The sequence below is a fragment of the Anabaena sp. PCC 7938 genome, from assembly GCF_049315035.1.
In the GTDB taxonomy this organism is placed as follows: Bacteria; Cyanobacteriota; Cyanobacteriia; order Cyanobacteriales; family Nostocaceae; genus Anabaena; species Anabaena cylindrica.
In genome coordinates, this window is record NZ_CP186034.1 from 4,576,431 (window position 1) to 4,600,474 (window position 24,044).

Genomic DNA, 24,044 nt, shown 5'->3' on the forward strand with positions numbered 1-24,044 from the left:
ATCGGTGTTAGTAAGGTGCGACGATAAGGATATGCTGCTTTTTTAATACCTTCTGCTTGAGTCGGGTCAGGATGAATTACACCAAATAAACCATTGAAACCAATTTTATTGACTTATGCCTACTTACAATGTTAGTGATGTTTTAGAAATTATCAAAACTCTAACTCCTGAACAAAAGCTGGAGCTACAACGTGAACTTCCGAGTGTCTTAGCTGCTCTTGCCAAGGATCTAGAAACTCCTACTAAGAGTCAAGCTATGAGTAGGGTAACTATTACGGGTAGCAGTAACATTGATCTAAGCCAAATTCAGGCAGAACAGGGAAGCAGTATCACTAACAGTAAAACTCAGGCGACATTACAGAATACTGATTTGCCAGAATTATTAAGTGTCCTAGAAAAATTAAAGCAGTCAGTTGTTACTAATAGTACACTCAATCCTCTGGATAAAAAAGTCGCAGAGCTACAGATTCAGACTATTAAAGAAGAAGCACAAAAGCCAAAGCCAGATAAAAGTCTGGTGGATCAGGCGATCACTGCTCTGAAAAAAGGATTAGCAGGGGTGGCAGAACTAGCAGAACCAGTAATAAAAGTCTCCAGTTTAGTGGCTAAAGCCTGGATGGTCATCCCATGACACAGAAATTTCCTAGTGGTGATGGTGAATACGATCAGAGCATCCACGATGTGTCAGTTGTCAGTAGCCAAAACGTGACATTTAACCAGACGCAAATTATCCAAATATCAGTTGAAGAGATTAAGACTCGCAAATTCATTGTCACATCCCCTTACAAGGGACTAAAAAAGTTTGAGTCGGAAGATAAAGATCGCTTTTTTGGACGGGATCAATTCCTCACAGGATTGGTGAATGAACTGGAACAGACCAATTTTGTGTTACTTCTTGGTGCATCAGGAAGCGGCAAATCTTCAGTGATCAGAGCAGGTTTGATTCCCTGGTTAGTAGAGAGACAAGGGAGTCAGTTGATGAATCTGGTTTTCACTCCTGATCAAGATCCATTTGAATCACTGTATGCCAGTTTGTTAGGGAATTACAAGCAGTCAGAAGCAAAGATTGCTCGTGTTGTTAAAGAAGATACTCTAACTCAGGTTGTGCGATCGCTCAAACAGCAAGATTCTTACTGGTTTATCTTAATTGACCAATTTGAAGAATTGTTTACTACCACTGAGCCAAGCAAACGGGATGTTTTTATCAAAAGTTTAGTGCAACTGGTGAAAACTCTGGACAAGGTTAGCGATCGCTCTGTCAAAGTTGTGGCAACGATGCGAGCAGATTTTCTGGATCGCCTCAGTCCCTATGCCAATTTAATCAAAGTCACGGATCAACATCGTCCCATAATTGCAGAAATGCAATTGGATGAATTACGCTTGGCAATCGAACAACCCGCAGCGCATCATGGAGTAGTCTTTGAAGCAGGTTTAGTGAAGCAAATTATTGATGATGTGCAAGGACAGGCTGGATATTTGCCCTTGTTGCAGTACACCCTGAATTTGCTATGGGAAACGGAGGTTCAAAGCCAGAGTATTGAAGATCGGACGCTGAATATCAGTAACTATCGGCAATTGGGTGGTGTGCGGGGCGCTCTCCAGTTACATATAGATCAAATATACGGTGCTTTGTCCGAACCTGAAAAGTTAGCGGCACAGAGAATTTTTCTCAAGTTAGTGAGCATAGGCGAAGATGAAGAATCTGGAACCGAGTGGAAACCTGTTCGTCGTCGAGCTAATCGCCCAGAATTTAGCGATTCGTTAGAACAGACGGTTTTAATGGAGTTGATTAATCAGAACTTATTAGTGAGTAATCGTGCGACTGACTCACCAGAAAGTACGATTGAGATTGCTCACGAAGCCTTGTTAATATCTTGGACAACTCTGAACACTTGGATTAAAGAAAATCGTCAAGCGATCACCTTGCGAAATCGACTCAATGATGATGTTGAACAATGGAAAAAGACAAAATCTCCTGAGGATTTGTGGCGTGGATCGAAATTAGAGCGAATTTTAGAGCTATCACGGGATTTGGGATTTAACCGAGTGTTAGGTGGATTCAGTCCAGTTGCTAATCAGTTCATTAATGCAAGCAAAAAGTTGCGCGATCGTCAACTGAGACGAACGAAGATAATTGCCATTGTTGGTTTTGTTCTATCAGGATTGGCAACTACAGCAGCTATTGTTGCTACTTATCAATTTCAACAAGCAGAGCGAGGGCGTATGGAGCAATACGCGGCTACAGCAGAAGCTTTGCTTGCTAATGAACAACCAGTAGAGGCGTTAATCAATTCAATTGCTGGAGTTGGATTGAGTAAAAAATGGTTTGTTAAATTCCCCAACCACCCTGTACCAGTTTCAGTACAAAGTAGCCTGTTAGATACAGTTCGGATGAACCGGGAGGAAAACCGTCTTCATCATGAAACAGGTGTTACTGTCGTCCGTGTCAGCAAGGATGGTAACTACCTCGCAACCGGAGATAGAGAGGGTACAATCCGATTATGGGATCTTCATGGTCACTTAATTGGTCAACCTCTTCAACACGGACAACAAAGTGTAGAGGCTCTTGCCTTTAGCCCAGATAGACAATTGTTGATTAGCGGAAGTGAGGACGGAACGCTGATGCGGTGGAACCTTGAAGGAAAACCCATAGCCATTCCCTTTAAAGATCGACACCAAGGAATAGTTGCATCAATTGCCTTTAGTTCTGATGGGTTACAGATCGCTAGTGGTGGTGCGGATACAACAGTCCGTTTATGGGATAGGCAAGGCAATCCCATCAATCCTTTTATTGTGAATGAAGGCTACTCCATCAACTCTGTCAGTTTCGCACTAAATAGTAACCAAATTCTTTTCTGTTATGGGAGAAGATTAGGATTCTGGACTTTAGGAAATTCACTTGGAGAACCTTTAGCGTTAGAGTCGGGGATGTCACCGTTCTCCTACAACTGCGTCTTTAGTCCAGATGGCAGTAGAATCGCTACTAGTGGAAGTGAGACTGTGAAATTATGGAACTTAGAAGGTAAATCAATTGCTATTCTACAGGGACATCAAGGTTATGTGAGTGCAGTTGGTTTTAGTTCAGATAACCAAAAAATTGTCAGTGGGGGTGCCGATAAAACTGTAAGGGTTTGGGATTTACAGGGTAATCAAATTGGTTTACCCTTGCGAGGACATCAGCGATTTATTACATCTGTTGATTTTGTCTCAAAAGATAAGCAAATTGTGGTCAGCGGTAGTGATGATGGCTCAGTCCGTTTATGGAATTTACGAGATCAATCTGTTGGATTAGTCTTATCAGCAGGGGACAAACTAGTTACAGCAGTAGCCGTAAGTCCCAACGGGAAGTATTTTGTTACTGGTAGTCAAGAGGGTATGTTGCATCTATGGAATGCAAATGGAAGCTCAATAGGAACTCCCTTTAAAGGACACCAACAGGAAGTTACCTCTGTTGCATTTAGTCCAGATAATCAAACAATTGTCAGTGGTAGCTTAGATCAGTCAGTTCGACTCTGGCATCTAAATGGCAGCAAAATTGGTCAACCACTTCAACATGATGCACCTGTTACTTCTGTTGCTTTCAGCCCAGATGGAAAACTTATTGCCAGTGGTGTCTTTAGCCGTTCTGAAAAAGACTTTAAGGGCAGAGATGGCGAATTGTGGACTGGAGGGAATCATACGATTACGCTATCGAATCTTCAAGGCAAGCGCATTGCCCCTCCCTTTACAGGACATTATGGGTCTCAGGCGAGCAATAATGATAAGTTGATGTCAGTCGCTTTTAGTCTAGATGGTAAGTATTTAGTCAGTGGTAGTGGTGACGGAACAGTTCGTTTATGGAATTTGCAAGGTAATCAAATTGGTGTGCCATTTCAGCATAAAGATGCAGTCAGTGCCGTCGCTTTCAGTCCTGACAGTAAGATAATTGCTTCAGCCAGTTACGATAAAAAAATTCGCTTATGGGATTTGCAAGGTCAGTTAATAAAGCCTCCTTTTGGAGGACATGAGGAACCTGTCACCGCTATTGCTTTTAGTCCAGATGGTAAGTATTTAGTCAGTGGTAGTGGTGATGGAACAGTCCGTTTATGGGATTTGCAAGGTAATCAAATTGGTGCGCCATTTCAGCATAAAAATACTGTAACTTCTATTGCTTTTAGCCCAGATGGACAAGCTGTGATTAGCAATGGTGATCAGAATAAAGTCACCTGGTCGTGGGTATCTTCGGATAAATTACTTCAAATTGGGTGTGAGCAACTACGTGATCATTCAATGCTACTTAATCCCATAACAGAAGCTGCTAGAGAAGCAAGGTATACCTGTGATCAGTATGTCTGGGCTGATTGATAGATAAAAATTGCTTCGCTATGCTCGTCGCTGGTATCGCTATACTTGATTATATTTGAGAAGGCCATAACTTGCGTTTTTACATCCATATATTCCCTTTAAGCAAAAGCTCAAATTGTAACCTTGCAAAGTATATGATGATAGGTTTTTGAATAAAATCGAGTTAAAAAATTGATTGTTGTCAGTAAAAAGCTCACCAAATACGTACTTTAATCTTTTTGCACCTTTTGATTTTATGCACCTAAGTATAGTTGACGACTCTTTACAAATAGAATTTTCTTTAAAAGAGCAACTTTTAGCTGTTCGTTTTCACAAAGTTTGGCAAATACCGCTAACCCATATCACGCAAGTAACAACAGAGCTACCACCTAATACTTGGAAAGAAATCCGCGCCCCTGGTAGTTTTGTACCTGGTCTGATTAAAGCTGGAACTTACTACACAGACCGAGGTAAGGAATTTTGGTATGTCACCAGAAAAAATGATTTTGGTAGTGTGTTAACGATTGACTTAGAAAACGAATCCTATCAACGTATCGTTTTGAATGATATAGAAAGCAATCAGGAATGGCAGCAACAACTGACCATACCCAAATCATAAACTCCCCGCAAACTGGGGGAGGTTTGATTTTTAGATACCTCAACCACCTGCAACAGCGGGAACGATGCTGACTTCATCACCATCTTTTAAAGATGTTTCTGTTCCTTCTAAAAAGCGGATGTCTTCGCTGTTAACGTACAAATTCAAGAACCGTCTTGGCTTACCAGTTTCATCACATAAACGTGATTTGATACCAGGACAGCTTTCTTCTAAGGACTCAAATAATTCGGTGATGTTGCTGCCATTGCATTCTAGGGTAGCTTGATTATTTGTAAATTTTTGCAGAGCAGTAGGAACTAAAACAGTTACAGCCATAATTTCGACTTTAATTTTCAGTGGTTAGTGTTTAGGGGTTTACCAATTTTAAACCCCTACTATGATTTATCGAAGCCAAATGATTAAACGAGGACTTGTTGCCATTCTAAGCGATCAAGTGTCCGGGATCTTTCTAAAGCCCGTTCAAAACTATCTAGTTTGGCATCAATTGTCAAAGGTTCGCCTATGTAGCCTTGAATTGCTTCTTGGGTTTTCAAACCATTGCCAGTAATGTAAACCACTGTAGTTTCATCTGGATCAATTTTGCCAGCTTCTACCAATTTTTTCAGGACTGCAACTGTTGTACCGCCAGCTGTTTCGGTGAAGATACCTTCTGTTTCTGCCAGTAGCTTCATGCCTTCGATTATTTCTGCATCATTGACTGATTCAATGTTACCGCCAGTTTTCTGAGCTATTTCCACTGCATAAACGCCATCAGCTGGATTACCAATAGCAATTGATTTTGCAATTGTGTTTGGTTTGACTGGCTGGATAAAGTCGCGTCCTTCTTTGAAGGCTTTAGCAATGGGAGAGCAACCTTCAGCTTGAGCGCCGCTGAAACGGACGTTTTTACCTTCTACCAAGCCGACTTCTACAAATTCTTTGAAACCTTTATAAATCTTGGTGAACAGAGAACCAGAGGCTAGGGGAGCAACTATATGATCTGGTAATTCCCAACCTAGTTGTTCTGCTACTTCAAAGCCTAATGTCTTGGAACCTTCGGAATAATAAGGGCGTAAATTAATATTGACAAAACCCCAACCGTGTGTGTTGGCAACTTCTGAGCAGAGACGATTTACTTGATCATAATTGCCTTTGACAGCCATGAGGGTTGGGCTGTAAATTAAGCTACCGATTATTTTACCTGCTTCCAAGTCGGAGGGGATGAATACACAACAGTCTAAACCGGCATGGGCAGCGATCGCTGCTGTGGAATTTGCTAAGTTGCCTGTACTGGCACAAGAGACTGTAGTAAAACCTAATTCTCTAGCTCTACTAAGTGCAACTGACACCACCCGATCTTTGAAGCTCAGGGTGGGCATATTGACGGCATCATTTTTAATATAAAGTTTATTTAATCCCAGGCGACGGGCGAGACGGTGCGATCGCACTAAGGGAGTCATCCCCGTTCCCACATCTATAACATTATCAGTAGCAACTGGTAAAAATTGACGGTAGCGCCAAATTGAATTTGGCCCAGCTTGGATTTTTTCTCGGCTGACGGAAAGACGTAAAGCATCGTAGTCATATTTGACTTCTAGCGGACCAAAGCACAATTCACAAACATGACTAGCTTTGAGTTCATATTCTGCTCCACATTCCTTACACTTCAAGGCTTGCAGTATAGAAGTGTTTGCTTGGTTTAAGTTTGCAATTGCCTGAGTCATAAACTAGCTGTCCCCGTATATCCGTCAACTTTGGATTACTCTAGCACGCCCTAAAATACACGTCAAACATACCCGACTATTTTTATCGGATATGTTTTCTATAACGAAAAGGTGGGGGAGATGAAGAGGATGAAAGACATAGGGGGGATGAGAACAGGAAAGTAACGAGTGTAAATCCGAGTCAATCACTTGGTACTTGGTACTTGGTACTCGGTACTCAATCCTCAGCCACCGCTAACGGGAGGAATGAGGACAACTTCATCACTATCTTCTAGTAGGGTGTCTGGTTCCACAAAGATTAAATTAATCCCAAAACGGGTAACATCACGCCATTGTGAGAGTTCTGGGTGTTCAGTAATAAAGCGATCGCATACCGCCTTTACTGGTGTACCATCAGGAAAATCGAGTACTAGTTCACTCACACCATAAGCCTCTTGATAGGCAGCGAACAACTTAACGGTTACGGTAATTGCAGATTTCGACATACAATTTTTCTACACCCTAATTCATTTCCTTATTTACCGGTCAAGAGTTTCTGTAAAATAACGTAATTATGTAATTTTTTGTCAAGATGATGATCAAGTATTAAAATTTAATCCCCAACTGCTGAAAGTCTTGCTGGATTTCGTTAAGCAGAGCTTTATTGTGAGGATCTGTCTTTAAAGCCTTTTTTAGATAAATTCTCGCTTTTGGCAATTGTTTATCAGCAATTAGCGCCCTTCCCCAGATTTGATAAGCGATCGCTTGCCATTGGCGCACTTCTATATCTAGTGGTAATCTAGCAGCTAGAGCTTCCACAAGAGCGATCGCTTGAGGAAAACGTCTTGCTTGCAAAAACCGCTGCAACTGCTCATAAGTTTTCCACTTTAACCGTTGTTCTATATCCTCTAGAGTAGGTGGGTGGGGCATTACAGTTGTTGTTGCTGCTGACTCCTGAGATTCCACCTCAATATAACTACGTACAGAAGTTGATGAACTACTGGATTTTGAGGTTATTGCCTCTGGCGGTATCACCGTTTGCAGGAATCTATAAGCCTCCGTCAAAGCAATAAATTTGTCTTTAGACTTTTCATCATCTGGGTTAATATCGGGGTGGTATTGCTGCACCAGTCGGCGGTAAGACGACTTAATTTCAGCAAAAGAGGCTCCCGACCTTAGTCCCAATAAACGGTAGCAATCTCCAAGGTCCATCTTGAGCTATCAGTGAGCAAATAATTTATTTTAGTTATTAGCATTAAAGCTTAAATCTAAATAATAAAAACTAAATTTATAGTTTAAAGTTCAAAATTGACACTTTTTAGGGATTGGGGAGATGAGGGAGAGTACTTATAATGCATTTGCCTCCTCTGCCCCCTGCTCCCTGCCCCCTGCCTCACTCTACGGGCGTTCTTCAATCACACGGTCAATTAAGCCGTATTCCTTAGCTTCTTGAGCAGACATGAAAAAGTCACGATCCATGTCTTTTTCAATTTTGGCTAAAGTTTGGCCAGTGTTATCAACATAAATTTGATTTAACTGGTGACGAATGCGGATAATTTCTCTAGCTTCAATTTCGATATCAGATGCTTGACCACGAGTACCACCGGAAGGCTGGTGAATCATAATCCGGGAGTGAGGTAGAGCCATGCGTTTGCCCTTAGTTCCAGCTGCTAACAGGAAAGAACCCATTGAAGCAGCTAACCCAACGCAAATGGTGACAACATCAGATTTGATGTGTTGCATGGTGTCATAAATTGCCAAACCAGATGTTACCATGCCACCTGGGGAATTGATGTATAAGAAAATATCCTTACCTGGATCATCTGAGTCCAAATAAAGCATGATGGCAATAATTTGGTTAGCGATTTCGTCATCAACGTCTCTTCCCAGAAAAATGATTCTCTCCCTGGAAAGGCGATCGTAAATACTAATCCAGTCTGTATACTGTCCTCCGGGCATCCGGTAAGGAACTTTAGGAACGCCTATAGGCATTTTCGTTACTCCGTTTGTAATTAGTCAAGGGAATAGGGAATAGGGAATAGGGAATAGGGGAATAGGGAATAGGGAAAATAAACTTTTGCCTTTTTTCTGTCACCTGTCACCTGTCACCTTCTTAAAGCACACTTGCAGGGAGTGGGGGATTGGCGAGTTCTTCTTTCTCAAACACGCGGTCAATCAAACCGTACTCCTTCGCTTGGTAAGGAGTCATGTAGAAAAGACGATCCATATCCTTGGAGATTTTTGCTACTTCCTGTCCCGTGGTATGAGAGAGAATATCAAGCATTGATGCTTTGTTTGCCAAAACTTCCTTAGCCCGAATTTGAATATCCGTTGCTTGGCCTTGGGCGTAGCTCTTTGGCTGATGCAGGATAATATTGGAATTGGGCAAACTAGCACGACAACCTTTTGTACCAGCACTTAGAAGCATCGCCGCCATACCCATTGCCGAACCTATGCAGATAGTGTGGATGGGGGGCTTAATGTATTTCATGGTGTCATAGATAGCGAAGGCTTCGGTTTCAAAACCGATAGGTTCGCCACTGTAACCAGATGTGCCTGTTGAGTTGATGTAGATTTTAATTGGTTTTTCGGGGTCGTCGGATTGTAAATAAAGCAATTGAGCGACTATCAATTCCGTGACAGCAGGAACCAGTGGCATTCCTAGATAGACGATTCGCTCCTTCAATAGCAGGGAAGGTAAATCTGGCGGTGGTGTCCGGTAGAAATTATCGCCGTAATAGGGGGCTTGTACAGCCTTGATGGGGGAAATGTCCATAGCAACTGAATCGCCTGAAACTATGCCGTTAACTGTATTACATCCTAGCGCGATGTTTGGGTGATTTAGGGTGTGGATTTCTCACTCATGGTCAATATAGCTGGATTGCGGGGATGGATGCTTTGAATATTATGCTATTTTTTCAATAAATAAGGTGTAGACAATGGGTCTGTAGAGACAATACTACACTTTAGTTTCTATTTTGCTTCACCAATTAAAATGAAGGCTGCCCAATCTTTTGGATCTGGATGATGTGTTTTTGTTTTTAACATTGCTATTCTTAATGCTTTGGCTTTATCAGGGTTTCTATGTAAAAATTCTTGATAAAATTCTTTCATTAATAGTGCTGTAGGGGCATCTGGAACTGACCAGAAGGAGACAATGACACTAGGAACACCTGTAGCGATAAGGGAGCGAGATAAACCTACTACTCCATCTATAGTTAGTCTACCTCGTCCTGTATCACAAGCACTTAAAATAACTAATTCTGCATTTAAGCGCAGGTTAAGAATTTCTTCAGCAGTAAGAAAACCGTTATCTCTGGGTGAGGGAGTAAGTGCGATCGCACCTGGTATTTTTCCCCCTGTGAGATCACTCAATAATGCGTGAGTAGCTAAATGAATAATTCTCGCTTTGGGCATTAATTCTACAACTTTTTGTTTTGTTGCTTCTTTGCCGATGAGCAGTTTCGTTTGATAGGGTAATAAGTTAGCGATCGCTTCTGCTTCTATCTTGGCATTCGGTAAACTCGGCAACCTTCCTATAGAATCCAAAAACGGCATAGTCGGATCACCTACTACTACCGCTTGTTTCAATCCAGCTTTCTGCACTTTTCGTCGTTGTTGATTAGTAAAATTCAACACCTGTATAGAAGGAGCAGTTAAAATTGTATGTTTGTCAATTAAATAATTACCTTGATTATCTTGCAGTGCTGCAAAAGGAACAAGAAATAATACTCTCTCTGGAATAAATATTACTTTAGCGTCAGGATTTGTTGGTAAAAATTCGGCAATTGGTTCAATCAGCAATTCATGTAATTTTTTTAAACTTGGATATATTGATTTATCTGTAATTATTTCGGTCAGTAAGTATTCTTTTGCTGGTCTGTCATTATTATCAGCATTAACTGGACGTAAAAATATAGTACCTTTTTGTTGATCAATTCTCTCTACTTTATATTTAAACTCAATAGGTCTACCTTCTAATCTTACTATTTCTCCTATTTGGGGAGTTGCTCGATTAGGAATACCGCGACCAGAATCTATTCTTAAAGATTGACGCATTTCTACAATCAATTCTTGCAAAGGAGCATTGGTGCGATTGTAATTGGCTAATCCTGCTTTAAAATCACTACGACGAAACTTAACTTGACCATTAGGTTGAATCACCCAAATAAATATTTCTCCTAGTTCCAGCTTCCCGATACCTTTATCTATTTTTTGATCTTCTATGATTGAATATTCTACTATGGTTGCTTGTTGCTCTTGGGCAATTTTCTTTAATAATTCAATATTAGGAAGAGATGAACTCTGGGCAGTAGAATATCCTGGAAAACGTTGATTTAACAATTCCAAAAAAGCTTTTGTTCTTACCCTTTCAGATATTTCTAGTGCTTGTTCATATCTATTTTCAGCTACTAAAACTCTTTGGAGTGTGCGATAAATTAAACTTTGTTGTACTTCTCCAATCGTAATTTTTTCCGCATCTGTATTAGTAGCTTGACTAATTAATGATTCCCAATTTTCAATTCCTTGATAAAGTGTGTCTTTGGCATCTTTGAGTCTATTAGCTCGAAAAAAAGCATATCCCAAATCATGCAAAAACGAAAAATTTTGTTGAGGTGAATTCATCAGTTTAGCAACTTTCCAAGCTTGCTGTAAATAATCTAGAGACTTGGGAAAATTATTTTGCTTGCTGTATACGAAACTTAAACCTCGTAGAGAACCAGACATTAACCAATAATCATTTACTTGTCTAGCTAACGCTAAACTTTTTTCATAAGCTGTTATTGCGAGTTCATAATTCCCTAATCGGTGATAAACGTTACCTAAATTCAACCAAGTTATTGTTTCTCCATCTTTTTCCTGCAATTGATGTCTAATTTTTAAACTCTGCTCAAAAAATTTCACTGCTTCTAAATAAGCTTGATAATTACCAAAATCACCTAACATAGTATAGACATTAGCTAAATTCATTAGAGCTAAACTTTCAGCGTGTGCATCTCTTTCTCTTCTAGCTACTGCTAAACTTTCCTCAAATATTTTTATGGCTTGTTGAGGAGTGAAATCATTAATAGGATAAATTTGTGATGGGTTAGGAACCTTGTAATTTCTGCCAAAAGGATCTGTAATTGTGGCATCTTCAGGTATAGGTATAATAATTTGATCGGAATTTTGAGCTAAAACTTTTGCTGAATAAAAAGTATTGCAAGTAATAACTAAAGTCAAGAGCGTAAAAAATCGTTTTAACATCAGCATATTCATAATTTTCTCAAAAAACCTGAGTAATATTTACTTAACAATTGGTTCAGAAATAAATTTATCTAAATCTACATCTTTATCCCGTAATAAAGTTTTCCAATCAGCTTGTACTTGAGGATTTTGAGGTTGGATGCGGTATAGTTCTGCTAAATCAGTAAAAAGATCATGCCACACACCATATTCTGCATAAATTATCAAGCGATCGCGCACTGTCTTGGCTTGATTAATTTTCTTTTCTAGATCATCAGATACTTGTACACGCTTAATCCACCAGTTGACATAATATTTACAATTATTTTCATCGGTGCTAAACCAAAAATCCCATCCATAGGTTTTTCCACTTACTAAATTTGGTGCATTTTCAGGTAAACGAACCCCAATAATTCCTGGTGTATTTTTCAACTGAAAACTAGTTTCATAAACTTTATTTTGTTGTCCATTCCAAATAATCAATCTTGCCGAATGTGGTAACTTAGCAGAATAAGGAACATATACCCAAAAAGTCGGACGTTCATTAATAGTTAATCCCAGATCATATTTAGGTTTAAAAGCCGTCATTTGCTCAGATTTACATCCCGGACGAGTTCCTAGTGGTTTTGTAGGTGGTGGTTCATCCTCACTTTTTGGTGGTTTATAATCTAATATAGTTTGTGCAAATGATGGGTAATTAAAGCCAAAAAATCCTAAAGCTAACATCAACCAAGAGAAAGATATGAATTTATATTTCATATTTATTTACCAATCACTAAACTAGAAAAATTTACTGCTTTATTTGTAGAATTTTTTAGTAATAAGCCAGCTAAACTTGTTGAAATTAAACCTAAAGCTGATGGTAATAAAGGAATCAAAAATCCTTGTGAGAAAATAATATAACATAATATGTATAATATAGAAATTAGGCTACATATACCTATATATAACTCTAACCAAGACCGGAAATGCCAAGCTAATAAACTACCTAAAATAGACCATCCATGTATCCATGCGATCTCAGACCATTGAGTCCAAACTGATAATAAAATTCGATGATCAATTACTGTACTCAGAATTTGACTAGTCATATGTGCTTGCATCGTTAAAGCTGATATTTCACCGTCAGAAAATACTTTATTAATATCAGGAACTTTAAACTTAGGTGCATTTTGGTCAGTCATACCAATCAAAACAATGCGACCTTTAACTAAATTTGATTTAACCTTACCTTCTAATAATTCACTGATAGATACTGTATCAGCAATATTCTTGGTTTGACGAAAATTTAATAGAATTTGCTCACCACCTAATTGAGATTTTAGATACATACCAGGAGTTAGCTTTAAGGGTTTAAAAATGGCATTACCTAATTGTAAATAACCATCTGCTGTTGTTTGTGCGTAGATACCTTGTGCTTGTAAATAACGTTCTGCCAGTACAAAACTTAAAGATTGTCGTGTTGAACATTTGGAACTGGAAACTAGAGGTAAAAATAATAAATTTCGGCGATAAATTCCATCAGCATCTTCAATTCCATCATTAAAACTAATTCTTGCTTCTGGAACACCAAAAGGAGGAGAAATTCCTGGTGCTTCTGGAGAATTTTTACCACTAACAAAACAAGTAGTAATTAATTTTTGATTATTTTGCCATTGGGGTAATAATAATTTGGCATCATTTTTAATTGGAAAATCCCGATATATATTTAAACCAATCACTTCCGGTTGATAAGATTCTAATGTTTGCAAAACTTTTAATAAAATTTCATCTGGTAACGGATATTTGTATTTACTAATTTCTGATTCACCTGCTGTCACTAATAAAATTCGATCATCTTTATTTTCCAGAGGACGTAATGATAAGAATTGGTCGAAAGCTTTTAGTTCCCAAAAATGCAACCAACCCAATGATCTAATTCCTATAACTATACTTGTTATTAATACTTGACTCGCCATTGTGTACAACAATCGAATATTATAAATATTGTTTAATTTTGAATGCTTAATTTTATTCAAAAAATAATTTTCTTGCCTTTTTTCTAAAACTATTAAATTTGATAATGTTTTCTTAATTTCTTCAATATTAGATGGTCTATCTTGTGGATACACAGCTATTAAATTATCAATTAAATCAGCAAACTCTGAAGATATTTGTGGCGCTTTATTTCGCCAAATTAACTCATCATTAACTTCCTCTTGAGGAAGTTGAGCAGGAATTAGACCTGTTAACAAAAACACCATAGTTCTTCCAAGAGCAAATAAATCTGATTGCGGTAAAGCTTTACCATTAATTTGTTCTTGAGGTGTGTAACCTTCAGGTGAAATTAAAATAGTAATGTCATGGCTAGCCGCTAGTTTGTGTAATAGTGTATATGTAATTTCTCTGACTGCACCAAAATCAATTAAGACCAATTTACCATCTGGTTTAATTATAATGTTGGCAGGTTTAATATCTCGATGAAAATATTGATTTTGATGCAGATAATTGAGAATTATTAATAATTGATTGAGCCAATCAACAGCCAAATCTTGATTAATTGGTTGCATATTTCTTTTGTGCATCCAATCTTTTAAATTCTCTCCATGAATTTTTTCCATAACTAAGCAATAGTATTGCTCATCAGTTGAATGAGTCCAGATAAAATAGCCATCATTGTCTACTTTAGGAATTCCTGGATGATTTAACTGCATTAATACTGATGCTTCTCTCATAAAGAGTGATAAAGCGGTTTGTCTTTGAGAGGAATTACTAAAATTTTTCAAATCTAAGACTTTTAAAACTTTAATTTTACCCCTATCATCAATTTCAAAAGTTTTTCCAAATCCACCTTGACCTATTTGTTTGATAACCCGATAGCGATTTTTGATGATTAACCCTGGATTAAACATAATGTTGGATCATTTGAACTATAGGAAGAATATTAATTATTATGGTTAATGATGATGATTCTGAACATATTTTTGAATTACTGGTTGAAGAGTAAAAAAAGATTCTCTATTTTCAGTATTCTTTTCTATGAGCGATCGCATGAATAAAGACTCCAAAACTGTTAGTAATTGCGACTTAGAGAGATTCTGATCAAAATCTGAATGTAAGTGAGCAAAATTGATCGGTTTTTTTCTTTCAGCTAGATAGTAAAGCAATCGTTTTTCTAAATCAGATAATCGCATAAACTGTTTATTTAATAATTCCACAATATGCCCAACAAAGGTAGTATTCTCATCCAAAAAATTAATTACTTTACCATTAAAAAAATCTAAAATTATAGGTGATACTATTTTTAATGCTAAAGGATTACCACGATATAATTTAATTAACGTTTCCCAACCTTCTTCTTCAGTCAACCCTCGTTTGCGGAGTATATCTTTCGCTGATTGAATTTTTAAACCTTGAAGTTTTAATAGACGTACAGGACTATTAATTACTGGTAACAAAGAAAATTCTCTAGGAATTTCAACAGTTGTTAATAATAAACAACTTTGATGTTCAGAGTTGCTAATTTGTTTGAATAAATTACCATACTGTTCATATCCTTGACGATATTTACCTGCTAAACTATCTTCAGCAAAGATATTTTCTACAGCATCAAGAATAATTAAACAACGATGCGATCGCAACTTATCTACCAGATTCGCAATAGATGGAACTAAATGCTGCTCAGGTGAAAGTAAATCGAGAATTTCTGTTAAAAGATTTTCTAAAGTCGGGGAATATTCCAGAGAAAGCCAAATAATCTTGGTAAATATATCCTCTTTATTTTTAACTAAATCTTGAATAAAATTTCCTATTAATGTGGTTTTTCCTATTCCTCCCATACCGGAAATTGCTACCAATTGACATTCATCTTTAACAATCCAATTTTTCAAGATCGCCAATTCTTCATCACGTCCAAATATATCCAAATTAACCATATTTCGCCAATCTTGTACAGCAGAAATATTATTAACTGATACACTTGCACTTTGCGTAACAAATTCTTCCTGTGTTTCTAATTTAGATAATGATTTTTTCGGTGGTAAATTTTCTAATACTACTCGTAAATTATTTTTACTGACCTTCTCCCCTAAAACATCAGAAATTTTCTTCCATAACTTTGGCGCACTATCCTTGCTTATATAATTAGAGGAATAACCAATATCTGTCATCTCTTCATATTTTTTCTCTTCCCAACTTTGACAAATAATTGCTTTTTCAAGCGAAGTTAATGGCGCTTTACTCTGCTTATTAAATAAATCATTCAATAAACTTAATGCTTCTTCACTATTCATGGCTAAATTTAACACCAGTGTAAACAACAGTTCTTGGTATGAATTTTATATACATAACTGAATAAATTCCAGAATTTTAAGTATTTACTCAGTTATGTAATTGTGATTTACTTTGTAACATTAAGATGAGTACAAAAATTATTAATCAAACTCTCACACCTGTCTTTTGATCTACTAATCAATACATTCATAGGAGTTTAGTCATGCTTATTAATCAAGACGTGACAAATCAGGCTAATCTGAATTCTCTTTCTGGATTAGGTAATCACAATTTTGAAAATCCTATTCAACCAGATTGGATAGGATTCGGTTCACAGAAATTTTTGACCTTAGCAGATGAGACACTAATCAATAGATGGGATCACAATATTGATTCCATGCCAGTATTGACGTACACTCCTGAAAGTGTTTTCCAGACTGTTAATATAGTTAATCGGCCAATTGATACTACCAAAAGCACCTTAACAGGATTAATAAATAATCCTCCATTGGACAATATATCCAGTGTATCATTAACTCTTGCCCCTAGTACAACCTATAACATTAACACTAGTCAAAATAGTGACAGTTTTATTCTTTCAGATAGTCATGCTCAAAGTTCAAGTGCTTTAGATATAGATGTAGTTCTTATTGGATCTAGCCAAATTGGTGCAGGTCAATCTACCACTATGCAAGTACAATTTTCTGACCCGACTGCTAAAGCTAGGGGAATCTTAATCAAAGGTTTCACAGGTTTAACAAGCGGTGCCAGATTAGTAGCCATTCCAGAAGAATTTTGGGGAGGAGGAACATTTGAGTTTCAAGCTGCTCACACAAGCTTTTTTGGAGGTGATGAAACGACTTCTACCTTCAGCGCAGAACTGTTAGACCAGGCAAATATTGTCAGCCTTACCCTGACAGATACAACTTACGATGAAGATACGGGAGATGAGCCAACTATTACCCTTTTAGCACAACGTGGATTAAGTTCGGGGTTAATTCCAGTCCAAGTTGTACCAGTTGTTGATGCGAACAATCAGTTTGGTAGATGGTTAAGTGGTACTACTAATCTAACTCCAACAGTCACCATTAGTGCTACAGATGCAAATGCAGCAGAAACAGCAACTGGAATTACAGCTAATCCTGGGAAGTTTACCTTATCTCGCACAGGTAGTACAACTTCATCATTAACAGTTAATTACACTGTATCTGGTACTGCAACCAAGGGAACAGATTACAACAACTTAACAGGTAGTGTGGTTTTTGCTGCTGGTGCATCAACGGCAGTTATTAATATTAATCCCATTAACGATACTTTAGTTGAAACTAATGAAACTGTCATCCTCAATTTAACTGCAAATAGTGCTTATACTCTGGGAACAAGTAAAGCTGCAACGGTGATAATTGCTGATAATGACAAACCAACAGTCACCATTAGTGCTACAGATGCAAATGCAGCAGAAACAGCAACTGGAATTACAGCTAATACTGGGAAGTTTACCTTATCTCGCACAGGTAGTACAACTTCATCATTAACAGTTAATTACACTGTGTCTGGTACTGCAACCAAGGGAACGGATTACAACAACTTAACAGGTAGTGTGGTTTTTGCTGCTGGTGCATCAACGGCAGTTATTAATATTAATCCCATTAACGATGCTTTAGTTGAAACCAATGAAACTGTCATCCTCACTTTAGCTGCAAATAGTGCTTATACTCTGGGAACAACTAAAGCTGCAACGGTGACAATTGCTGATAATGACAAACTGGAAAAACCGACAATTACCATCAAATCTACAGATGCGAATGCAGCAGAAACAGCAACTGGAATTACAGCTAATCCTGGGAAGTTTACAATTACTCGTACTGGGAGTACAGCTAATTCTTTAACTGCTTACTATACAGTAGCTGGTACTGCTACCAAGGCAACAGATTACAACAACTTAACAGGTAGTGCGGTTTTTGCTGCTGGTGCATCAACGGCAGTTATTAATATTAATCCCATTAACGATGCTTTAGTTGAAACCAATGAAACTGTCATCCTCACTTTAGCTGCAAATAGTGCTTATACTCTGGGAACAACTAAAGCTGCAACGGTGACAATTGCTGATAATGACAAACTGGAAAAACCGACAATTACCATCAAATCTACAGATGCGAATGCAGCAGAAACAGCAACTGGAATTACAGCTAATCCTGGGAAGTTTACAATTACTCGTACTGGGAGTACAGCTAATTCTTTAACTGCTTACTATACAGTAGCTGGTACTGCTACCAAGGGAACGGATTACAACAACTTAACAAGTAGTGTGGTTTTTGCTGCTGGTGCATCAACGGCAGTTATTAATATTAATCCCATTAACGATGCTTTAGTTGAAACCAATGAAACTGTCATCCTCAATTTAACTGCAAATAGTGCTTATACTCTGGGAACCACTAAAGCTGCAACGGTGACAATTGCTGATAATGACAAACCAACAGTCACCATTAGTGCTACAGATGCAAATGCAGCAGAAACAGCAACTGGAATTACAGCTAATCCTGGTAAATTTACAATTACTCGCACAGGTAGTACAACTTCATCATTAACAGTTAATTACACTGTGTCTGGTACTGCCAGCAAGGGAACAGATTACAACAACTTAACAGGTAGTGTGGTTTTTGCTGCTGGTGCATCAACGGCAGTTATTAATATTAATCCCATTAACGATACTTTAGTTGAAACTAATGAAACTGTCATCCTGACTTTAGCTGCAAATAGTGCTTATACGTTGGGAACAAGTAAAGCTGCAACGGTGACAATTGCTGATAATGATTCTGTGAGTAGTTTAGCTGAAATTAGCAATCTCAGCTTTAGTGGTAAGGAAGGAGATATTGGGACATTTGGAATTCGTTTAAGTCAAGCACCAACTAGCAATGTGACTGTGACTTTTAACCACGGTGGTTTTCTAACCATTGATGCTGACAATATCATTGATAATGGTACGCAAAAAACTCTAACTTTTACACCTTCTAATTGGAATGTTAATAAAACTGTAAGGTTTATTGCTGAGGTAGATGGTTCTAGTGCTAATCGCACTTCAGGAAATACAATTAGCTACAATTTAAGTGGCGGAAAAACTGGTACTGGTAGCTACAACTTAGGGACGATTACTAATACTTATGCACCAGATAATACTAAATTTAATATTGATTTAGATTTCCGCAATGACTATTTAGGTTTCTGGACATCTGCAAGAAAGACAATTGCTAAAAAAGCGGCAGATGATTGGGCTGTGCGTATTGCTGATGAATTTAGTGCTATGACTTTAAATCAAAGTGAAATTGTTACTATGCAAAACCCGACTAACTTTAATCCTGATAACTCATTTGATTTTACAGCTAATCGCTATGTTGATGATTTAGTAATATTTGTAGGTGTTTTTTCTCAATGGGATGATGCTAGTGGTCTTGGTAATGGCTGGATAAATTATCCCGAATCACTGCCACGATATGGCATGGTGGTTATTGATGCTAAAGATAGTTTGACGGATTCACTTTTATATGAAGTTTTTTCCCATGAAATAGGTCATGCTTTAGCGATGCTATGGGCAAAACCAGAATTAATTGATTATAGCAATTCTTCAACACCTATATTTAAAGGTGAATATACAAGAACTGCTAATGGTGGTTCTTATATTTCACTGCGAGATGGTGTTCATCCTGCCGATAATGTCAATTCAATCATGTCTTATGGTGACTTAGCTACTGCACCTACTAATATTGATTTTGCAATGTTAGCAGACAGTGGGTATAGAGTTTACGGTTTTAATGCTTGATTTAAGTCTGCGAAAAACATTAAATTCTCATGCCTTTTCTTGATAAAAATGCGTTTTATTTCTGAGTCCAGAAAGGTTGCATTTAATATCTATACAGGATTGATGTAGGGGTTTAGCAATGCTAAATCCCTTTATTCATCAGTGCTTATTGTGTAAGAAATTTTTTCAAAAATCTAATAATTGGATATTAACAATATATACAACAAGGATTATGAATTTTATATACATAACTGAATAAATTCCAGAATTTTAAGTATTTACTCTTGAATTTGTCTGTGATTATGATGAATTATCACTAGTATGTCTTGGTAAGGTAGTTATGACAGACAACACATTGAACACAGCCCGCAACTTAGGTATTCTTAGTACCACTCAAACTTTTAATGATTTCGTTGGTACAACTGACCCCAATGATTATTATTTATTTTACCTTAATAGTACCCAAAATCTTTACCTCAATATTAGTGGTGGTTACTATGGTTTAGAACTCTATCGAGATACTAACAATAACGGATTGATTGAATCAGGAGAAACTCTAATATCTATGACTCCTGATGGTTCTTCTCTATCTTCTGGAGGATTGAGTATTAGTCAGAAAGTCCAAAGCATTAATAATAGTTATACAAAAACTATATCTATTAATGGATCTTTGGCTTCAGGTACTTATTATGTTCGAGTCTATTCTTCTGGTTCTAATACCAACTATAATGTCGCTTTTTCCACACAGAATATAGATACAGGAACGGGAATAGGTGGAGGAACTAGTGGAAATGACATCCTAAATGGCACATCTGGGATGGATAATCTCAATGGATATGAAGGTAATGATATTCTCAATGGTTATGGAGGAATGGATAATCTGAATGGAGATTCAGGAGATGATACTTTAAACGGTGGAGATGGAATGGATAACCTGAATGGAGGTTCAGGAAATGATATTTTAAATGGAGGTGCAGACGCTGATAATATCAACGGTGGTAGTGGTGATGATATTATTAACGGTGGTTCTGGCAATGATAATATTAATGGTGGATCTGGCAGTGATAAGGCTATTTTTAGCGGACTTTCGACTGGTTATAGTATCAATATGAATGGTACTAGCGGTACAATTTCTGGCATAGATGGTACAGATTTATTAACTGGTATTGAATATTTACAATTTGATGATAGACTAATCAGTCTTTTACCATCAGGAGAAATTCGTGGAAATAAATGGCATGATTTAAATGCTAATGGCATTAAAGAAAGTAGTGAAACTGGTTTATCTGGTTGGTCAGTTTACATAGATGGCAACAATAATAATCAACTAGATGCAGGTGAAACTTTCACAACAACAGATATTAATGGTAATTATGCCTTTACTAATCTGAATGCAGGTACTTACATACTTCGGGAAGTAGCTCAAGTTAGTTGGCAAACATCAACTCCTATTGGTAATTCTTACACGGTTGATTTAAATAATGGAAGTACGGTCAATAATCAAGATTTTGGTGGTTATCAATTTGGGGAAATTAGCGGTAATGTCTGGAATGATGTCAATAGTAATAAAATCCAAAACCCTGATGAATTAGGTTTATCTGTTTGGACTGTTTATCTAGACCAAAACCAAAATCATCAATTAGATGTAAATGAATTATCGACCACCACAGATATTAATGGTAATTACACATTTAATAATCTGAAACCTGGTACTTATTATGTTGCTCAAGTGCTGAAAAATAATTGGCAGCAAACTTATCCTAGTAGTAGTTTAAATCAAATTCAAACACAAAATTTACCTGTAGTTACTACTACTGGATCTAATGCACCTGTTTATTTGCCTAACAATGACTTTTTCACGGCCAATATTACTCCTAGCACAAATATTTCTAGTTCACTGATTAATATTGATGATTTTCGTGCAGATTCTCGGTTCGCTGGTATTAATGGTAGTGGCTGGACTACGGTTATTTTGGACACGGGGATTGATTTAGATGATGCCTTTTTTGGGCCAGATAATAATGGTGATGGTATTGCTGATCGAATAGTCTATCAGTACGATTTTGCGGATGGAGATGCAGACGCAAGTGATGTCAATGGACATGGTTCTAATGTATCGAGTATTGTGGCTTCATCTGATAGCATTTACACAGGAATGGCTCCAGGAGCTAATATTATTCACTTGAAGGTATTTAAAAATAATGGTAGCGGAAATTTTGGCTACACAGAACAAGCTTTGCAATGGGTAATTAACAATGCGGCTGCCTATAACATAGCTAGTGTAAATATGTCTTTAAGTGATGAGCAAAATTACAATACTCCTCAATATTTATATGGTATTGGGGATGAACTAGCTGCACTGGCTGCTATGAATGTGATTGCTGTTTCAGCATCTGGTAATGACTTTTATCGTTTTAATAGTGTGGCGGGAGTATCTTATCCGGCAGCTGATCCTAATTCTCTTTCTATTGGTGCTGTTTATGATGCCAATATGGGTAGTGTCGCTTATCAAAGTGGAGCAACTGCTGTTTCTACTGGAAGCGATCGCATTACTCCTTTTTCTCAGCGTCATCAAACTTTAACCACTGTTTTTGCTCCTGGCGCACCTATTACGGGGGCTGGACCTAACAGTGATTTAATTACTCAAAGTGGTACTAGTCAAGCGGCTCCTCACATAACAGGTATCGTGGTATTAGCACAGCAATTAGCTCAACAAACATTAGGACGAAAGTTAACTTTCACAGAGATTTCTAACTTATTAAAGTCTACTGGCACAACTATTAATGATGGCGATGATGAAGATGATAATGTCACGAATACAGGACTAAACTTTAAGCGTGTTGATGTTCTGGCTTTAGGAGAGGCAATTTTAAACTTAAGTTATGTTCAGAAAACTCACACAGTTAATTTGAGTTCTGGTCAACAAGTAGCAAATATTAATTTTGGCAATCGCTCTTTGGCAATTTTTGGTACTGCTAATAAAGATACAATCACAGGAACTATTAATGATGACATCATTGAGGGTCTGAGTGGTAATGATACCTTAAATGGTGGCAATGGTAATGATACATTAAGAGGAGGAGATGGTAATGATATCCTCAATGGTGGTGCGGGTGTAGATTATTTAGAAGGTGGTTTGGGGAATGATACGTTTATTGTCGATAACATTGGTGATGTAATTCTTGAAAATGCCAATGCTGGAACTGATATTGTTCAATCTTCCGTTACTTACGCTTTAGCTAATAATGTCGAAAATCTGACTTTAATTGGTAATAGTGCGATTAATGGATTTGGTAATTCATTGAATAATAAACTCATAGGTAATACTGCATCTAATACCCTGACAGGTGGTGCAGGTAATGATAATCTCAATGGTGGTGCGGGTGTAGATTATCTAGAAGGTGGTTTGGGGAACGATACGTTTATTGTCGATAATATTGGTGATGCAATTTTTGAAAATGCCAATGCTGGAACTGATATTGTTCAATCTTCTGTTACTTACACTTTAGCTAATAATGTCGAAAATCTGACTTTAATTGGTAATAGTGCGATTAATGGATTTGGTAATTCATTGAATAATAAACTCATAGGTAATACTGCATCTAATACCCTGACAGGTGGTGCAGGTAATGATAATCTCAATGGTGGTACAGGTGCAGATACGCTAATTGGTGGATTAGGGAATGATATTATTTACCTGGGAGTAGATTTTGACAGTGATAATGTTTTGTATAATTTAGGTGATGGCGCTGATACGATTTATCAATTTAATCGTGATGCAGGCGATCGCATTGGTTTTACTAATCTTAGTAGCATAGATATTCATACAAATGGCATTAACACTTATTTTCGCCTCAGTGATGGCATTACTGGCAATGCAAGTTTTGCTACAGGAGCTTTGTTAATGACTCTAGTTAGCTCTAGTGGTTTTACATCTAACAATATCGGTTTAAACCTAACTAACGATAATACAGCTACATTCTTATTTGCTTAGGCTAGGTTTTTAGGCTAGATTTAGGGTGTAGGTGAAGAAATTCCCACACCCTGTTTTTTTGCTTGCGAGCTAGATCAAACTGTTTTCCGTAGTGCGGAAGCTACCTTTTGAAGTTATTTATAAATAGATCATAGATATCTTCGATAGGAAAAC

At 37.4% G+C, this 24,044-nt stretch carries 15 protein-coding genes; 5 read left to right on the forward strand and 10 right to left on the reverse strand.

Annotation, left to right across the window (positions count from 1 at the left end; genetic code table 11):
* The first annotated feature begins 115 nt into the window (after window positions 1-115).
* The 3 genes from ACOWPH_RS20790 (at window position 116) to ACOWPH_RS20800 (ending at window position 4,942) form a co-directional block, all read left to right on the forward strand.
* A complete protein-coding gene (locus ACOWPH_RS20790; protein ID WP_015217285.1) occupies window positions 116-631 on the forward strand; it encodes a hypothetical protein in 516 nt (171 codons plus the stop codon).
* Window positions 628-4,344, forward strand: a complete 3,717-nt coding sequence (locus ACOWPH_RS20795) for a WD-40 repeat-containing protein (RefSeq protein ID WP_015217286.1) — start codon at window positions 628-630, stop codon at window positions 4,342-4,344. Before ACOWPH_RS20790 ends, ACOWPH_RS20795 begins: the two co-directional genes overlap by 4 nt.
* A 235-nt stretch (window positions 4,345-4,579) precedes the next feature.
* Window positions 4,580-4,942 (forward strand): hypothetical protein, encoded by a 363-nt coding sequence (locus ACOWPH_RS20800; protein WP_015217287.1) that lies wholly within the window; start codon window positions 4,580-4,582, stop codon window positions 4,940-4,942.
* Window positions 4,943-4,981: 39 nt separating this feature from the next.
* Here ACOWPH_RS20800 and ACOWPH_RS20805 read toward each other — a convergent pair whose 3' ends face one another.
* The 10 genes from ACOWPH_RS20805 to ACOWPH_RS20850 all read right to left on the reverse strand — a co-directional run bounded on the left by ACOWPH_RS20805 (window position 4,982) and on the right by ACOWPH_RS20850 (window position 16,121).
* Window positions 4,982-5,257, reverse strand: a complete 276-nt coding sequence (locus ACOWPH_RS20805) for a MoaD/ThiS family protein (protein WP_015217288.1) — start codon at window positions 5,255-5,257, stop codon at window positions 4,982-4,984.
* Window positions 5,258-5,340: 83 nt separating this feature from the next.
* On the reverse strand, window positions 5,341-6,645 hold the full coding sequence (gene thrC / locus ACOWPH_RS20810) for a threonine synthase (RefSeq protein ID WP_015217289.1): 1,305 nt from the start codon (window positions 6,643-6,645) through the stop codon (window positions 5,341-5,343).
* A gap of 224 nt (window positions 6,646-6,869) precedes the next feature.
* Window positions 6,870-7,130 carry a MoaD/ThiS family protein gene (locus tag ACOWPH_RS20815; RefSeq protein WP_015217290.1) on the reverse strand — a complete coding sequence of 87 codons (261 nt, stop codon included), beginning with the start codon at window positions 7,128-7,130 and terminating at the stop codon, window positions 6,870-6,872.
* 100 nt (window positions 7,131-7,230) lie between these two features.
* The gene (locus tag ACOWPH_RS20820) at window positions 7,231-7,836 is read right to left on the reverse strand and encodes a J domain-containing protein (RefSeq protein WP_015217291.1); all 606 of its coding nucleotides are present in this window, start codon (window positions 7,834-7,836) and stop codon (window positions 7,231-7,233) included.
* 186 nt (window positions 7,837-8,022) lie between these two features.
* Window positions 8,023-8,616 carry an ATP-dependent Clp protease proteolytic subunit gene (locus ACOWPH_RS20825; RefSeq protein WP_015217292.1) on the reverse strand — a complete coding sequence of 198 codons (594 nt, stop codon included), beginning with the start codon at window positions 8,614-8,616 and terminating at the stop codon, window positions 8,023-8,025.
* 121 nt (window positions 8,617-8,737) lie between these two features.
* Entirely contained in the window at window positions 8,738-9,400 is a 663-nt protein-coding gene (locus tag ACOWPH_RS20830; RefSeq protein ID WP_015217293.1) for an ATP-dependent Clp protease proteolytic subunit, read from the reverse strand.
* Window positions 9,401-9,597: 197 nt separating this feature from the next.
* Window positions 9,598-11,883 (reverse strand): CHAT domain-containing protein, encoded by a 2,286-nt coding sequence (locus ACOWPH_RS20835; protein WP_015217294.1) that lies wholly within the window; start codon window positions 11,881-11,883, stop codon window positions 9,598-9,600.
* Window positions 11,884-11,910: 27 nt separating this feature from the next.
* Window positions 11,911-12,609 (reverse strand): DUF928 domain-containing protein, encoded by a 699-nt coding sequence (locus ACOWPH_RS20840; protein ID WP_042465477.1) that lies wholly within the window; start codon window positions 12,607-12,609, stop codon window positions 11,911-11,913.
* Between the two features lie 2 nt (window positions 12,610-12,611).
* Entirely contained in the window at window positions 12,612-14,741 is a 2,130-nt protein-coding gene (locus ACOWPH_RS20845) for a CHASE2 domain-containing protein (RefSeq protein WP_015217296.1), read from the reverse strand.
* A 45-nt stretch (window positions 14,742-14,786) separates the two neighbouring features.
* Window positions 14,787-16,121 carry an NB-ARC domain-containing protein gene (locus tag ACOWPH_RS20850; protein ID WP_015217297.1) on the reverse strand — a complete coding sequence of 445 codons (1,335 nt, stop codon included), beginning with the start codon at window positions 16,119-16,121 and terminating at the stop codon, window positions 14,787-14,789.
* 203 nt (window positions 16,122-16,324) lie between these two features.
* Here ACOWPH_RS20850 and ACOWPH_RS20855 point away from each other — a divergent pair, with 203 nt between their 5' ends.
* Both ACOWPH_RS20855 and ACOWPH_RS20860 read left to right on the forward strand, forming a co-directional pair.
* Window positions 16,325-19,918: a beta strand repeat-containing protein gene (locus ACOWPH_RS20855; RefSeq protein WP_096713117.1), complete on the forward strand. Its 3,594-nt coding sequence runs from the start codon at window positions 16,325-16,327 to the stop codon at window positions 19,916-19,918.
* Window positions 19,919-20,237: 319 nt separating this feature from the next.
* Entirely contained in the window at window positions 20,238-23,891 is a 3,654-nt protein-coding gene (locus tag ACOWPH_RS20860) for a S8 family serine peptidase (protein ID WP_015217299.1), read from the forward strand.
* The last annotated feature ends 153 nt before the right edge of the window (window positions 23,892-24,044 follow it).

What these genes read in the sequence shown, in the direction of transcription:
- thrC (WP_015217289.1), bottom strand. Translation starts at nt 6,645, where the DNA reads ATGACTCAGGCAATTGCAAACTTAAACCAAGCAAACACTTCTATACTG.
- ACOWPH_RS20840 (WP_042465477.1), bottom strand. Translation starts at nt 12,609, where the DNA reads ATGAAATATAAATTCATATCTTTCTCTTGGTTGATGTTAGCTTTAGGA.
- ACOWPH_RS20815 (WP_015217290.1), bottom strand. Translation starts at nt 7,130, where the DNA reads ATGTCGAAATCTGCAATTACCGTAACCGTTAAGTTGTTCGCTGCCTAT.
- ACOWPH_RS20820 (WP_015217291.1), bottom strand. Translation starts at nt 7,836, where the DNA reads ATGGACCTTGGAGATTGCTACCGTTTATTGGGACTAAGGTCGGGAGCC.
- ACOWPH_RS20855 (WP_096713117.1), top strand. Translation starts at nt 16,325, where the DNA reads ATGCTTATTAATCAAGACGTGACAAATCAGGCTAATCTGAATTCTCTT.
- ACOWPH_RS20800 (WP_015217287.1), top strand. Translation starts at nt 4,580, where the DNA reads ATGCACCTAAGTATAGTTGACGACTCTTTACAAATAGAATTTTCTTTA.
- ACOWPH_RS20850 (WP_015217297.1), bottom strand. Translation starts at nt 16,121, where the DNA reads ATGAATAGTGAAGAAGCATTAAGTTTATTGAATGATTTATTTAATAAG.
- ACOWPH_RS20790 (WP_015217285.1), top strand. Translation starts at nt 116, where the DNA reads ATGCCTACTTACAATGTTAGTGATGTTTTAGAAATTATCAAAACTCTA.
- ACOWPH_RS20860 (WP_015217299.1), top strand. Translation starts at nt 20,238, where the DNA reads ATGACAGACAACACATTGAACACAGCCCGCAACTTAGGTATTCTTAGT.
- ACOWPH_RS20795 (WP_015217286.1), top strand. Translation starts at nt 628, where the DNA reads ATGACACAGAAATTTCCTAGTGGTGATGGTGAATACGATCAGAGCATC.
- ACOWPH_RS20830 (WP_015217293.1), bottom strand. Translation starts at nt 9,400, where the DNA reads ATGGACATTTCCCCCATCAAGGCTGTACAAGCCCCCTATTACGGCGAT.
- ACOWPH_RS20825 (WP_015217292.1), bottom strand. Translation starts at nt 8,616, where the DNA reads ATGCCTATAGGCGTTCCTAAAGTTCCTTACCGGATGCCCGGAGGACAG.
- ACOWPH_RS20835 (WP_015217294.1), bottom strand. Translation starts at nt 11,883, where the DNA reads ATGAATATGCTGATGTTAAAACGATTTTTTACGCTCTTGACTTTAGTT.
- ACOWPH_RS20805 (WP_015217288.1), bottom strand. Translation starts at nt 5,257, where the DNA reads ATGGCTGTAACTGTTTTAGTTCCTACTGCTCTGCAAAAATTTACAAAT.
- ACOWPH_RS20845 (WP_015217296.1), bottom strand. Translation starts at nt 14,741, where the DNA reads ATGTTTAATCCAGGGTTAATCATCAAAAATCGCTATCGGGTTATCAAA.